Here is a 13491-nt window from a genome sequence, read left to right as displayed (position 1 = left end):
TTGGTATCAACGCAGGCATCGATCCTACATTACTTGCATTCATCATGATTGGTACAAACTCCTATGGTGGTTCCGTAACTCACTACGGTGCTGCTCCTGGTCCAATCATCTTCTCCGCTGGTTACAACAATGTAAAAGACTGGTGGACAGTTGGTTTAGTATCCGCTTTGGTATGCTTAGTATTGAACTACGTAATTGGTATTCCTTGGTGGAAAATCGCTGGTTTCATGTAATATGAAACTTTCACAATGGAGTGTTAGAATTTAATTAGTAGTATTCAATGTCTGTATAGGCTCTCGCGACGAGCCTGTACAGATTTGGGTTTATAAATGTTTCATAAGGAAAGGGTGCAACATGGCAAAATTAGTAAAAGCTGCGCAAGCTGGCTTCGACGAAAAAAATGATGCATTAGTAACGGTTGAACCGATTGCTAGCGGTATCGAAATTGAATTAACATCCAAAGTTATCCGTCAATACGGCGACCAAATTAAATCCGTTGTTTTAAACACAGTGAAAGAAGCTGGTTTTGACGGCGTGAAAGTAATCGTACAAGATAAAAATGCTTGGGATTACACAATTAAAGCTCGCGTATTAGGCGCATTGGAAAGGGGGAGCAAAGCATAATGGCTAACGATAAAACATTCCCAGAAGTTAAAACAAATCCATTAACAGAGGCTGCTAAAAAACGCTTGTCTCGTTCCATGATGTTCGTGCCTGGTAATACACCTAAAATGATTAACAGTGCTGACATTCACGGTGCTGACTCCATCATGATCGACATCGAAGATTCCGTTGCTGTAACAGAAAAAGACACTGCTCGTCTTTTAACTGCAGAAGCTTTGAAATCCCGTAAGTTCCGTGGTGAAACAGTTGTTCGTATCAACCATCCTACACAAACTCCTTATGGTTATGATGACCTTGATGTAATCGTTCCTGCAAAACCTGATTTGATTCGTTTACCTAAAACTGAAGACGTTTCTGAAGTTGAAATCGTAGCGAAGAAAATTGAAGAAGTGGAAAAAGCTAACGGTTGGCCAGAAGGTACAATTAACATTATCGTAGCTATCGAATCTGTTCGTGGCTTGTACAATGTTCGCGAAATCTGCCATGGTCCTCGCGTAGTTGCTATCGCTCTTGGCGCTGAAGACTACCGTGCTGACCTTCGTACTGGTAAAAGCAAACCAGCTGTTGAATTATTGTTCGCTCGTCAAACAATCCTTCACGCAGCACGCGAAGCAGGTATCCGTGTAATCGATACTGTATTCTCCGACGTGAAAGACCCACAAGGCTTCCGCGAAGAAGTTGAATTCATTAAAGCTTTGGGCTACGATGGCAAATCTTGCATCCACCCAAGCCAAATCAAAATTGTCCACGAAGTATTCACTCCTGACGAAAAAGAAATCGCTCATTCCGTTAAGGTATTGAACAGCTATGCTGATGCATTGCGCAACAACAAAGGCGTAATCTCCGTAGATGGCAAAATGATCGATGGTCCTATCGTAGTACGTGCACAACGCGTTGTTGATAAAGCACGTGCAGCAGGCATTAAAGTTGAATTAGAGGAAGGAGCAGAATACGATGTTAAATAAAGTAGGTCGCGATATCCCAACAAATATCCCAGCACTAGAAGGTCGCGAAGTATATCAAGGTGAATTCGCAATCGAACCTAAAGTGAACCGTGCAGGTAAACCTGTGCATATGAGTCGTGTTGGTACTAATAAAGTACTTGCTTCCATCGACGAAGCAATCGAAAAAGCTGGCGTAAAAGATGGTATGACATTGTCCTTCCATCATCATTTACGCAATGGCGACTATGTAATGAAAATGGTTATGGAACGCGTACAAGCGAAAGGTATTAAAGATATTACAATCGCATCTTCTTCCTTGTCCCCATGCCATGAGTTCTTAGTAGAAATGATTCAAGACGGCACTGTAACAGCTATTGAAACATCTGGCTTGCGCGATCGTCTTGGTAAATTCTTAACGCAAAACCCAGGCGTATTGAAACGCCCTGTAATCATTCGTTCCCACGGTGGCCGTGCTCGTGCTATCGAATCTGGCGAAGTTCATATCGACGTAGCTTTCATGGGCGCTCCTACAGCTGACCCTCGTGGTAATGCTACTGGTCGTATGGGCAAATCCGCATGTGGTGCACTTGGCTATGCTAAAGTTGACTCCCACTATGCAGATACAACTGTTATCATCACTGATAACTTAGTTGACTATGTACATAACTATGCAATCCCTCAAACTGACGTAGATTACGTTGTTGAAGTAGATTGCATTGGTGATCCAGAAGGTATCGCTTCTGGTGCGGTAGGTTTCACTAAAAACCCTATCCAAATTAAAATTGCTGAATTAGCTGGTGAATTCCTTGACCAAGCTGGCATCATTAAAGATGGTTTCGTATTCCAATTGGGCGCTGGCGGTGCTCCATTGACTGTAGCGAAATTCATCGCTGAAAAACTTCGCAAACGCGGTGAAGTAGGTGGCTTCGCTATCGGCGGTGCTACTGGTATCTTGACTGGTATGCTTGAAGAAGGTTTGATCCGTGCTATTTACGATACTCAAACATTCGATACTACTGCAGCTGCATCCTTGGATAAAAATCCTGCACATATCGAAATGTCCGCTTCCATGTACGCTAACCCATGGACTGACTGCACTACAAACTACCTCGACGTAGTATTCCTTGGTGCTACTGAAATCGACCTTGATTTCAACGTAAACGTAATGACTGACTCCAACGGTGTATTGATGGGCGCTTCCGGCGGTCACTCCGATACAGCAGCAGGTGCTAAATGCACAGTTATTACTTGCCCATTGATCCGCGGCCGCTTGCCAATGATCCGTGATAAAGTAGCTACTGTAATTACACCAGGCTCCTCCGTTGACGTACTCGTTACTGAATACGGTATCGCAATCAACCCAGCTCGTACTGATTTGATTGAACGCTTCAAAGATAGCAACTTGCCTATCTTCACTATTGAAGAATTACAACAATTAGCATTTGATTTAGTAGGCAAACCACAAGACATTCCTGTGTCTGACAAAGACGAAGACATCGTGGCAATCGTAGAATACCGCGATGGTTCCATCCTTGACGTGGTTCGCAAACCTCTATAATTAAAATTAAAACACTCTCTATGGTCTTCGGACTGTAGAGAGTGTTTTTACGTTGTATCAAGTACTCGAAAATACTAGTAGTTATGTATTTAAATGATTGTTATACTCATAAACATTAGTTATACTATAAGAGAGAGGGCTTTGTTTTACATTAATTTTTAACTTTAGGAGAGCGAATATGAGCCAAGTATTTAAACAAGATCTAACAGATAATTCTGTTCGTCCTGGCGGGTTGTTTTTCGTTGAGTTATTAATGCCCGAGCAGTGTGATATGCCTGACCGCGATACAATGGTTGAGGTTTTCACAAAGTATTTAGGTCCTGTTGATTGCTTTAGTTATGGAGCAGAATCTGCAGGTTTTGCACCGCAGAATTATAAGGTTCATTATGAAGATAATGATGCCGATATTCCACCGACCTTAATGGTGACGAATTGTGAGAAAATCGACAAACCTGTACTCGATGATTTTGAGCGTAGTCAGGTGTGGGATTGTCCAAATGTAGACGAGTTGTTAGATGAGTGTCAATATAGAGTCTTTGCTACCGATATGTTAGCTTCAGGTTTAGAACCCAAAGAACGAGCTGATATGTTAGTAAAATATGTAGATGCACTGCTAGAGCTATATCCATCTTGCAAGGCCGTTGTCTTTGGTCCAGCTCGAAAGTTCTTAAGTCGTGAAACCATTGAAAATCATCCAGATAAAGCTGTAACTCGTTTTATTTATTATGCCGTAAATGTGCGATATTTTAGCATTCAAGGCACAGATGACATGATGGTTGATACGTTAGGTATGAGCACCTTGTTCTATCCTGATTTGCAGTACCATTTTCACGGCATGAACCCCGATGAGATCGTAAATCATGCGTATAGTGTGTTGTACTATATCTTTGAGCACGATAATCCTATTGATGATGGACAAACGATTGCAGGGTTAGAAAATGGAGATCTAAGTCCAGATATTAAATGGGCGGTTCAGTATGAGGACTCCTTAATTCAACCAGTTCGAACTGTTATAGATATTAATATGGGCGAATACGCATCAGGAACACGTTAGTTGTTAATCGATGAAAGGTGTGAGCATTATGAGTGATCAACGTGTTTTTGATATGGAACTTGTGAAAGTTGAAAGCTTGGAGAAAGCTGTTAAGACACCATTTTATCAAACTGATTCCACAGGTGGTTCAGTATGGGTTATTAAACCTGGTCAAACCTTACCGAAACACTACCATCATCACTCTGATGATATATGGGTTATATTGCAAGGCAAGGGGGTATTTTATCCAACGCCTGATACAGAGGTGCCTTTTACAAAGGGGCAAGTTATAGTATCTAAAAAGGGTGAATGTCATGGTGCAAAAAATACTGGGACAGAAGATATTGTATTTGTAAGTATCGTTGCTCCTGTGCCTGCTGATTATGATCCTGTTAGTACAAATTAATATGAAAGCACTTTATAGTATTTGGTTATCTTATGATAGAGATATATTTATACTATAAAGTGCTTTTTTATTTTATATAGCTATTCCTAGCGAATATACCTTTTTTCATTTAATATGCCATTATTTAGGTTCTACTATTCCTATTTAGCATCTCTATATTCTATACAATTCATTGACAGAGGACTTTTGGTTACATAAGATAGTAGGGTATGTAATATTGTAGTCAGTAGAAAGGAATTGTATGAACTCATCTACACTAGAGTCTCGAAGTGAGGCTATCGACGTTAAGGGCTTTGCGAAACGGCGTATGCTACACGTAATCCTGCCATTATTTATTGTTTCTATTATTGCCTTTTTAGACCGTGTAAATATTGCCTATGCGGGCTTAACTATGAAAGAAAACTTACCATGGTTAACACCAGAGGTATTCGGTATGGGCGCCGGTATTTTCTTTATTGGCTATGTTCTATTCGAGGTGCCTGCATCATTGATTGCTGCACGTTGCAATGCCATGCTTTGGATTGCACGTATTATGTTTAGCTGGGGGATTGTGTGTGTCCTCATGACCACCATGACTACCGTGTGGGAGTTTTACCTATATCGATTCCTCTTAGGTTTATGTGAAGCGTCATTGTATCCAGTAGTATATTCCTTATTGATTCCTAACTGGTTCTTACCGAAGGAGCGAGCAAAGGCTATTTCCTTAATGCTTACGTCTTTGTTATTCTCCAACATCATCGGTGGTCCGTTAGCTGGCGTATTGCTTGATACAACATTCTTTGGCCTACATGGGTGGCGTACACTCTTCATCGTAGAGGCCTTACCTGCTGTAATTTTTGCTTTCATTTTTGCATTCTGGATGAAAGAAAAGCCAGAACAAGCATCTTGGGTAAGTGATGCAGAGAAAGCTTACATGAAAGAGGAGCTTGCTAAAGAAGAGGCTAAAAAACAAGAGGTTAAGAAATATACAACTTGGCAAGCCTTAAGAGATCCTAAAGTATTACTTTTATCCTTAATTTACTTCTTATGGATTATTGGCTTCTGGGGCTTTAGCTTCTGGATGCCTCAAGTGCTTAAAAGCTTATCTGGTTGGCCACCAAGTGTGGTAGCTTGGTCTATCGCTATCCCAATGACGGCAGCCTTACTTGTACAAGTATACTGTGGTCATTCCTCTGAGAAGCGCAATGAAAAACGTTGGCACATTGCTACTACCTTATTTATTGGTACATTTGGTTTTATTGCTACACCACACAGTCCATCTCCAGAAATTAGCTTGTTATTCATCTGTTTAACTGCTGTTGGTGTTTACGGTGGCATGGGCGTATGGTGGACAATGCCGACTACGTTCTTATCTGGTGCCGCTGCAGCAGGTGCAATGGGGCTTATTAATTCTTCCGGCAATGTAGGGGGCTGGGTAGGTCCTTATATGCTTGGTTTTATCAATGGTCATACTGGTAGCTTTACAATTGGCTACTACGTAATGGGCGCATGCATGTTCCTGGCAGGTCTATTGATTTTGACACTTCCTAAATCTATGGAACATAAAGAGGATTAAGTAGAGCTATATTATAGATAACTTCATAGGAAAATATTTAACGAATGCTTCAATGGTGTGATTTTGGGTACTATTCAATTTTATGTTACAATTTACAAAATAGTATTATTTAAACTTGAGGAGACAGAATATTGAAAGAGTGTAGACCTAAGTTTGATGAAATTACATCATTTGATGAATTTAAAAAATATTATTGGTATCGTGATGAACTTTCACAAATATGTAAATTATTAGGATTAGAATATAGGGGAATAAAACAAGAACTCAATCATATTATTGAGCAGTACTTTAAAGGCAATTTAATTAAAAAATCATCAATAAAAAATAGAAAAAAACAAGTGGAAAATATTACTTTAGATACACCATTACTTGAATGTAATTTTTCTTTTAATATGAAGTTTAGAGAATATTTTTCTGATTTAACAGGTGTTTCACGATTTAAATTTAATGCTGATATGGCTACTGCTTGGAGAAAAGTAAAAAGTGAAAAAAATATAAGCTTTACCATTGGAGATTTGCTGAAAGTATATTATGGTGAATCAGATTATGCAAAGTATGACAATTCGGTTTGTCAATGGAATCAATTTTTTAAGGATTTTTGTGCAGACGAATGTAGTGGCAATTATTCGAATAAATTAAAAGTAGCATCTATTATTTGGAAAGAAGTTAGAGATTCAAAAAATGAAAAAATCTATTCAAAGGATCTTTTAAGTGAATATGCATATAAATTAGAAGCGTATCGCAAGTAGAAGTAACTTGTCATTGCAGAGACGTATGGGAAAACTAGTAATTAAATCTATAATAGAATAATGATAAAAGCACCTTATATCCTATGAAAAGAGTCATTTGTGATGACTTTTGTAGGTATATAAGGTGCTTTTATTTATTCTTGATTTCTTTATTAAGTTTATTTTGTTACATCAGGCACTTTCCCAGGATTCATATCGAGATTTAGATCTGTGGATTTGAATGGGTGTGGGTTTGCCTCTGGTGGTTGTACTTTAAGTTCTGGGTGTAACCATTGCAGTTGTTTTAATTCCCAGTCGTACTTAGCGCCGTCGTTTTGGAGTTGACGAATGCTTTTAAAGACTTCGTCTAATTGATCGCCGTGTTTATTTGCCATCCCTTCAAGGATGTATAGACGACCTGCCACGCTATTGATGGTGGAGCCATCATGGTCTTCGTCGACGCGCCATTGTAATTCTGAAATTTGTATTTGCTGGAAGATTATAACAATAACCAGCACAATAATCACGCCCCACATGGGAGCTTCTTTAGCTTTCAAAAGGGCTCGCAATTTAGCTGCGAGCCCAGAGGTTTTATTCATTATTGACGATCCTCAAGTTGTAATCCAGGTAATGGTAATTTGGAGTTTACAAAGTCTAACCACAAGCGAGAAGCGTGGGAGAGGTAATGACCTTTTTTCCAAATAACATAGAGGGTATGAATGATTTCAGGTACGAGCGGACGCACTACAACCTTGGAACCAACCTCAGTGTTTTCCCCTACCTCAGGGCAGAGGCGAGATGGTAACAATGCGATGGCAAGGTCTGCACTAACCGTTTGTAACATAAGATCACGTTGACTTGTTTCAAACACGATATGCGGTTGGAAACCAGTGTGTTTACAAGCTTTAATGATTTCGTCATGCAAGTTAAAGTCGTCTTTGTGTAATACAAAGGATTCATCAGCTAGCATTTCTAAACGAATTTCTTTTTCTTTCGCTAGAGGGCTGGATTTTGGAATGATAACGGAAAGTGGGTCACTAGTAAGGTAGAAGGACTCAAATTCTTTAGGGTTTGGTTTAGTACAGATAATACCAATATCAATTAAACCTTCTTGAACACTGATCTCAACCTTTTTAGAACCTTGTTCATATAGCTCTAATTCAATTTGTGGATAAACTTTTTTGAACTCACCTAATAATTGGGCAAAGATTGGTGCATCTGTAATTGGTGGAATACCAATTCGGATGGAACCTTGTTCCAAACGAAATTCGTTTTCAAAATCAGTTTTTAGATGTTCAAACATAAACACAACGCGTTTAGCGTGGGTTAAGAAGATGGTACCCCCATCAGTAAGTTCTACAGATTTAGCATTACGCATGAAGAGAACAACACCAAGTTCGTCTTCTAAAGCTTTGATAGTACGGCTGATAGCAGATTGGGAGATGTGTAAATTCCTCGCAGCCTTACTGAAGCTTTTTTGATCAGCTACTTCAACGAAGTATTTCAAATGATGAAAATCCATAATTAACCCCCTAAAAATAAAACTTGGTTATAGGAAGTGACCTAACTAAATGAGAATAGTTATTACTAGAATGCAAGTAGCTATTACTTTATGTAAAGCATGAATAGCAATATTGGCAAAGCGACAGTCACTGTATGTGTTGCGTTGATAGGGCCCAGCACGTTATAATTAGCTTATAGGGCTATATCAAGTTATGATATTAGGAATTATGGTTGTGCCCATTACAAAAAAGTATGTTCACACATAATGCCGTATTATATATAACATATATATTATTGCATTATTTTTTCATGTACGCAAGTTTGTAATGGTTGTTATTCCTAAACATAATGATAGATTAAGCAAGTGTTCTATTTTTGCTAAATGCTTAAGGAGGCAATAATCACATGAGTCGTAAATTTAAAACTATGGACGGCAACCAAGCGGCTGCTCACGTTTCTTATGGTTTTACAGAAGTTGCTGCGATTTACCCAATCACTCCATCTTCCCCAATGCCAGAACACATTGACGAATGGTCTGCTGCTGGTCGTAAAAACATCTTCGGCAACACTGTTCAAGTTGTAGAAATGCAATCTGAAGCAGGCGCTGCAGCTGCATTCCACGGTTCCTTACAAGCTGGCGCATTAACAACAACTTTCACATCTTCCCAAGGTTTGTTATTGATGCTTCCTAACTTATACAAAGTAGCAGGCGAATTACTTCCAGGTGTATTCCAAGTAGCTGCTCGTGCATTGGCTGCACATGCTTTGTCTATCTTTGGTGACCATCAAGACGTTATGGCTGCTCGTGCATCCGGTTGCGCTATGCTAGCTGAATCCTCCGTACAAGAAGTAATGGACTTGTCCGCAGTAGCTCACTTAACAGCTATTAAAACTCGCGTACCTTTCATCAACTTCTTCGACGGTTTCCGTACATCCCACGAAATTCAAAAAATCGAAATCTGGGACTATGAAGATTTGAAACCATTAGTAGACATGGACGCTGTTAAAGCTTTCCGTAAAAACGCTTTGAACCCAGATGCTCCTGTAACTCGTGGTACTGCAGAAAACCCTGACGTATACTTCCAACATCGTGAAGCATCCAACAAATTCTACTTGGAACTTCCAGACGTTGTAGAAAATTACATGAACGAAGTTAACAAATTGGCTGGTACTAACTACCAATTGTTCAACTACCATGGTGCTCCTGATGCAACTGACGTAATCGTTACTATGGGTTCTTCCGCTCAAGTAGTACAATCCACTGTTGATTACCTCAACAAATTGGGTCGTAAAGTAGGTTTCATCAACGTTCACTTGTTCCGTCCATTCGCAACAGATCGTTTGTTGAAAGCTCTTCCTCAAACTGTAGAACGCATTGCAGTTCTTGACCGTACTAAAGAACCAGGTGCTTTGGCTGAACCATTGTTCTTGGACGTACAAGCAGCTGTAGTTGACGGCGGCCGTAACGTAAAAGTTATCGCTGGTCGTTATGGTTTGAGCTCCAAAGACGTTATCCCTGCAGACATCGTAGCTGTATTCGATAACTTAGCGGCTGAAAATGGCAAGAAATTCTTCACATTGGGTATCAATGACGATGTTACATTCTTGTCCTTAGAGCGTGCTGAAGGCGTAGAAGTAGAAACTCCTGGTTTGACTGAATGTAAATTCTGGGGCTTCGGTTCTGACGGTACTGTAGGTGCGAATAAATCCGCTATCAAAATCATCGGTGACCACACTGACATGTATGCTCAAGCATACTTCGACTATGACTCCAAAAAATCTGGTGGCGTAACAATGTCTCACCTTCGTTTTGGTAAAAACCCAATCAACTTGCCTTACTTGATTACTGAACCTCAATTCGTAGCATGTCACCGTCAATCTTACGTACATGAATACGACTTGATCCGCGGCATCAAAAAAGGTGGTACATTCTTATTGAACTGTACTTGGTCTCCTGAAGAATTAGACGAACATTTACCTGCTAAATTACGTCGTCAAATCGCAGAAAAAGAATTGAACTTCTACATCATCAACGCTGCAAAAATCGCTTCCGAAATCGGTTTGGGCGGTCGTATCAACATGGTAACTCAAGCTGCGTTCTTCAAATTGACTGAAATCATTCCTGTTGAAGATGCTGTTAAATACCTTAAAGAATCCGTAGTAACTTCTTACGGTAAAAAAGGTCAAAATATTGTTGACATGAACAATGCTGCTATCGATCAAGGCGTTAATGCTTTGGTAAAAGTAGATGTTCCTGCTGACTGGAAAAACGCTGTTGATGAAGGCAACCACACAGTAAAACCTGGTTGTGAGTCTTGTCCATCCTACGTTCAAAACATTGCACAACCAATCAATGCTCAAGCTGGTTACGATCTTCCTGTATCCACATTCGCTGGTTACGAAGACGGTACATTACCTGCTGGTACTGCTAAATTCGAAAAACGCGGTCCTGCATTGTTCGTTCCAAAATGGTTACCAGAAAACTGTATCCAATGTAACCAATGTTCCTTCGTATGTCCACATGCTACAATTCGTCCAATCTTGGCAACTGAAGCAGAAGTGGCTGCGGCTCCAGAACATTTCGATACAATCCCTGCAATGGGCGCTAAAGATCTTCAATTCCGTATCGCAGTATCCCCATTAGACTGCTTGGGTTGCGGTAACTGTGTTGATATCTGTCCAGCTCCTAAAGGCAAAGCTATCGTAATGAGCTCCATCGACACTGAAATTGAACAAGCTGAAGCTTGGAACTACGGTGTTAACCTTCCTGTAAAAGAAAACCCTATGAAGAAAGAGACTCTTAAAGGTTCTCAATTCGAACAACCATTGTTCGAGTTCTCTGGTGCTTGCGCAGGTTGTGGTGAAACTCCTTACGCTAAATTGTTAACTCAATTATTCGGCGACCGCATGATGATTGCCAATGCAACTGGTTGTTCCTCCATCTGGGGTGCGTCCATGCCTGCATCTCCATACACAACTAACCAACAAGGTCAAGGTCCTTCCTGGGCTAACTCCTTGTTCGAGGACAATGCTGAGTATGGTTATGGTATGTACATCGGCGTTAAGAAAGTTCGTCAACAATTAGCAGAAGTGGCTGCGAAAGCTGCTGAAACTGCTACTGGCGAATTGAAAGAAGCTTTAGAACAATGGCTTGAATTCGCTAACCTTGGTGCAGCTACTCGTCAACGTTCCGAACGTTTAGTAGCAGCTATCGAAGCTGAAGGCGCTACAACTCCTGAGTTGAAAGAACTTCTTGAGAAAAAACAATTCTTGATCAAACGTTCCCACTGGATCTTCGGTGGTGACGGCTGGGCATACGACATCGGCTTCGGTGGTGTTGACCATGTATTAGCTTCTGGCGAAGACATCAACATCTTCGTATTCGATACTGAAGTATACTCCAACACTGGTGGTCAAGCTTCTAAATCCACTAACGTAGCAGCAGTTGCTCAATTCGCAGCTTCTGGTAAACGTACTAAGAAAAAAGACCTTGGCATGATGGCTATGTCTTATGGTTATGTATACGTAGCACAAGTAGCTATGGGCGCAGACAAAAACCAATTGATGAAAGCTATTACAGAAGCTGAAGCATATCCAGGTCCATCCTTGATCATCGCTTACAGCCCATGTATCAACCATGGTATCAAAGCTGGTATGGGTAAAGCTCAAGAAGAACAACGTAAAGCAGTTGCAGCTGGTTACTGGGATCTTTACAGATACAACCCTCAACTTAAAGAAGAAGGTAAAAATCCATTCTCCTTGGATTCCAAAGAACCAACTGAAAGCTTCCAAGACTTCCTTAAAGGTGAAGTACGTTACGCTTCCTTGGCTAAAGCTGCTCCAGATGTGGCAGAAGAATTGTTCGCTAAAACTGAACAAGACGCTAAAGAACGTCGCTTAAGCTATGTTCGCTTACAAAAAGGTTTTGAAGACGTAAAATAATTCATTATTTAACGACTGATAACTATATGAGGCACCCTTTCGAGGGTGCCTCTTTTGTATGTAAAATCCTGGGGATTTGGTATAATGATAAGTAGCTATGCATAATTTTAGCATTACAGATTTTGGATAATTTTAATATTAAATATAGAGGTACATATGGCTAAGGATAATACACAAATGGCAACAGAAGATATGCAACAAACGATATATAAAGAGTTAGGCTATAAATCCTATCCATTTCCTTTTACTACACCTGCCTATTTAGAGGCGTACGGTACGCTTGTAGGTCTTAAGCCTCCAGCAGCTAAAACGGCGCGTGTCCTTGAATTAGGTGCTACCTATGGTGGTAATATCATTTCCCAAGCAGTTCACAACCCTGAAGCGACCTTTGTAGGGATTGAACTTTCCAAAGATCAAGTAGAGAAGGGTAATAAAATTATCGGAGATTCAAAACTTGAAAATGTATCTTTAGTGCAAGGTGATATCTTGAATTTTGATGAATCCATGGGGACCTTTGACTATATTATTGCGCATGGTTTCTATTCTTGGATCAGCGAAGAAATGAAGGATAAATTGCTCGATATTATTGCTAATCATTTGGCTGATAATGGCATTGCCTATGTATCCTACAATACGTACCCTGGCTGGCATACGATGGAAGAGGTTCGTCAGCTCATGTTATTTGCTAATCGTGGCCATGATGAATCTACGCATAAGGAAAAGGTATTGCGCGGTAAAACTGTGGGCAGTTTAGTAGGTGCTCAAATCCTTAACTACGATAATTTAAAGGAACGCAATAGTAAATTCTTAGGTGCTTTACGTTCCGTTATGCAAAAAGACGACTATTATGTAGGCCATGACCATTTAGAACCGCATAATGATCCATGCTATTTTTATCAATTCAATGATCATCTAAAAGCACACAATCTTGCTTATGTATGCGATGCGGACCTTACATTGTCCATGGTTCGTACTTATGATGAAAGCATTGCGGATAAACTTGAGCAATTAGCTCCTAATAACCAAGCAGACCAAGAGCAATATTTAGACTTTATGCTTGATACAACATTCCGTAAGTCTATTATCTGTAAAGCAAGTGCGGCAAAAGATATCAGCTATGCTGTGGCTAATCCAGAGGAAGTAAATACAGTTCCTGTACGTACAATAGTGAATAGCTTTGTGTTCCAAATTCTCTTTA

Annotated in this window: 12 protein-coding genes; 10 read left to right on the top strand and 2 right to left on the bottom strand. The window is 40.1% G+C overall.

The features are described from left to right. The 8 genes from Q0F90_RS03465 to Q0F90_RS03430 all read left to right on the top strand — a co-directional run. The coding region (locus tag Q0F90_RS03465; RefSeq protein WP_296003377.1) for an anion permease at positions 1-233 on the top strand (233 nt) is incomplete at its 5' end. A gap of 121 nt (positions 234-354) precedes the next feature. Further along, complete coding sequence (citD, locus tag Q0F90_RS03460) at positions 355-624, top strand: citrate lyase acyl carrier protein (protein WP_296003375.1); 270 nt, start codon at positions 355-357, stop codon at positions 622-624. Further along, positions 624-1589: a CoA ester lyase gene (locus tag Q0F90_RS03455; protein ID WP_296003373.1), complete on the top strand. Its 966-nt coding sequence runs from the start codon at positions 624-626 to the stop codon at positions 1587-1589. Before citD ends, Q0F90_RS03455 begins: the two co-directional genes overlap by 1 nt. After that, complete coding sequence (gene citF, locus Q0F90_RS03450; RefSeq protein WP_296003371.1) at positions 1579-3126, top strand: citrate lyase subunit alpha; 1548 nt, start codon at positions 1579-1581, stop codon at positions 3124-3126. Before Q0F90_RS03455 ends, citF begins: the two co-directional genes overlap by 11 nt. A 178-nt stretch (positions 3127-3304) precedes the next feature. Further along, positions 3305-4180 carry a DUF4261 domain-containing protein gene (locus Q0F90_RS03445; protein ID WP_296003369.1) on the top strand — a complete coding sequence of 292 codons (876 nt, stop codon included), beginning with the start codon at positions 3305-3307 and terminating at the stop codon, positions 4178-4180. Between the two features lie 28 nt (positions 4181-4208). Further along, positions 4209-4565, top strand: a complete 357-nt coding sequence (locus tag Q0F90_RS03440) for a cupin domain-containing protein (RefSeq protein WP_296003367.1) — start codon at positions 4209-4211, stop codon at positions 4563-4565. 241 nt (positions 4566-4806) lie between these two features. Then, positions 4807-6120, top strand: a complete 1314-nt coding sequence (locus Q0F90_RS03435; protein WP_296003365.1) for an MFS transporter — start codon at positions 4807-4809, stop codon at positions 6118-6120. Positions 6121-6251: 131 nt separating this feature from the next. Continuing rightward, positions 6252-6869: an SAP domain-containing protein gene (locus Q0F90_RS03430; protein ID WP_296003364.1), complete on the top strand. Its 618-nt coding sequence runs from the start codon at positions 6252-6254 to the stop codon at positions 6867-6869. Between the two features lie 158 nt (positions 6870-7027). Here the strand turns inward: Q0F90_RS03430 and Q0F90_RS03425 are convergent, their stop codons facing one another. Together Q0F90_RS03425 and Q0F90_RS03420 are read right to left on the bottom strand one after the other, a co-directional pair. Beyond that, the gene (locus Q0F90_RS03425; RefSeq protein ID WP_296003361.1) at positions 7028-7447 is read right to left on the bottom strand and encodes a hypothetical protein; all 420 of its coding nucleotides are present in this window, start codon (positions 7445-7447) and stop codon (positions 7028-7030) included. Further along, positions 7447-8370, bottom strand: a complete 924-nt coding sequence (locus Q0F90_RS03420) for a LysR family transcriptional regulator (RefSeq protein WP_009351004.1) — start codon at positions 8368-8370, stop codon at positions 7447-7449. The genes Q0F90_RS03425 and Q0F90_RS03420 overlap by 1 nt, the downstream gene beginning before the upstream one ends. Before the next feature lie 386 nt (positions 8371-8756). Here Q0F90_RS03420 and nifJ point away from each other — a divergent pair, with 386 nt between their 5' ends. Beyond that, on the top strand, positions 8757-12293 hold the full coding sequence (gene nifJ, locus Q0F90_RS03415) for a pyruvate:ferredoxin (flavodoxin) oxidoreductase (protein WP_296003358.1): 3537 nt from the start codon (positions 8757-8759) through the stop codon (positions 12291-12293). 156 nt (positions 12294-12449) lie between these two features. Further along, positions 12450-13491, top strand: a 1042-nt coding sequence (locus Q0F90_RS03410) for a methyltransferase regulatory domain-containing protein (RefSeq protein ID WP_296003357.1), incomplete at its 3' end; no start/stop codon positions are given.

This window comes from uncultured Veillonella sp. (assembly GCF_934190855.1).
Classification (GTDB): domain Bacteria; phylum Bacillota; class Negativicutes; order Veillonellales; family Veillonellaceae; genus Veillonella.
The sequence above is the reverse complement of the archived record's forward strand: the minus strand, read 5'-3'. Positions and strand labels throughout refer to the sequence as shown.

Excerpts from the sequence above, each read along its gene's own strand:
- citD (WP_296003375.1), top strand. The coding sequence starts at position 355 with ATGGCAAAATTAGTAAAAGCTGCGCAAGCTGGCTTCGACGAAAAAAAT.
- Q0F90_RS03455 (WP_296003373.1), top strand. The coding sequence starts at position 624 with ATGGCTAACGATAAAACATTCCCAGAAGTTAAAACAAATCCATTAACA.
- citF (WP_296003371.1), top strand. The coding sequence starts at position 1,579 with ATGTTAAATAAAGTAGGTCGCGATATCCCAACAAATATCCCAGCACTA.
- Q0F90_RS03445 (WP_296003369.1), top strand. The coding sequence starts at position 3,305 with ATGAGCCAAGTATTTAAACAAGATCTAACAGATAATTCTGTTCGTCCT.
- Q0F90_RS03440 (WP_296003367.1), top strand. The coding sequence starts at position 4,209 with ATGAGTGATCAACGTGTTTTTGATATGGAACTTGTGAAAGTTGAAAGC.
- Q0F90_RS03435 (WP_296003365.1), top strand. The coding sequence starts at position 4,807 with ATGAACTCATCTACACTAGAGTCTCGAAGTGAGGCTATCGACGTTAAG.
- Q0F90_RS03425 (WP_296003361.1), bottom strand. The coding sequence starts at position 7,447 with ATGAATAAAACCTCTGGGCTCGCAGCTAAATTGCGAGCCCTTTTGAAA.
- Q0F90_RS03420 (WP_009351004.1), bottom strand. The coding sequence starts at position 8,370 with ATGGATTTTCATCATTTGAAATACTTCGTTGAAGTAGCTGATCAAAAA.
- nifJ (WP_296003358.1), top strand. The coding sequence starts at position 8,757 with ATGAGTCGTAAATTTAAAACTATGGACGGCAACCAAGCGGCTGCTCAC.